The 842-nt window shown below is 62.1% G+C and carries 1 protein-coding gene; it reads left to right on the top strand.

Features of this window, described 5'->3' with window-relative positions:
* Positions 1-546: 546 nt before the first annotated feature.
* Positions 547-842 (top strand): hypothetical protein (locus E1J50_RS25865; RefSeq protein ID WP_132257103.1); only part of this gene is annotated, 296 nt, incomplete at its 3' end.

Raw genomic sequence — 842 nt, forward strand, 5'->3', positions numbered from 1 at the left:
TAGCGCGCCCAGGGATGCAGCGCGCACGGAAGTCGAGAAAGGCATGGCACTTCGAGTCCCAGCCCCGATCTGGCGTTCATGGTGGATGGGGCCGTTGGCAGCTTAAGGGCGAAGCGCGGACCTCCGTAGCCCGCAAGGTCGATGCAGCGGTACATTCGGCGCCGTTGTTGCGCGGGCGCGACAGAGCAGCCGACGCCCACAAGGCGACGTGTCGCATACTGCGCGCCTGCCCCGCCAGCGAGCATCAGTGAAGCAACCGAAGGCGTGCTTGAATTTGCTCCAGAGAAGCTTGTGACGAAGGGCGAGTCTCGGCCGTTTGGCGGCCCGAAATGGAGCTGCACCGGCCCACCAAGTCGGTGAAAACGCACAGGTCGATGCGAGTCAGGATGCCGACAAAGGCAAACAACAGCGCTCAACGTGATAAGCTCAACGCGACAATACCGGCCAGGCGACCCTATGGATCAAGCACCGCGTTTTGCGTTTTGTAAAGTTTCGGGTGAAGCGCCCCTTCCCCCAGGACAGCGCGTGACAACGATGGGGCCAGTGATGCTCACCCAAGCATTGCCTAGAAACAGGGTACTGATAACAGCGGCCGGCATGCTGGTCTGCACGATCACCAGCTCCCTTGCGATAGCGCAGCCTCTTCTGGTGCCGGTCAAGCCGAGCGTGGCGGGCAGCATCATTTTGAGTGGGCATTCGACGGCGCCCGTTCAGAGCCTCTTCGAATCCGGGCCACGTTACTCAGCGGCGAATGGACGTCTGCGCGTCGGCGTCGGCAGCGAAGCCCCGAACTGGATGCGGATCGGCGTATTCCAGAACGTCTCTGTACCGGGGCTGAGACC

Source organism: Methylobacterium segetis (assembly GCF_004348265.1).
In the GTDB taxonomy this organism is placed as follows: domain Bacteria; phylum Pseudomonadota; class Alphaproteobacteria; order Rhizobiales; family Beijerinckiaceae; genus Methylobacterium; species Methylobacterium segetis.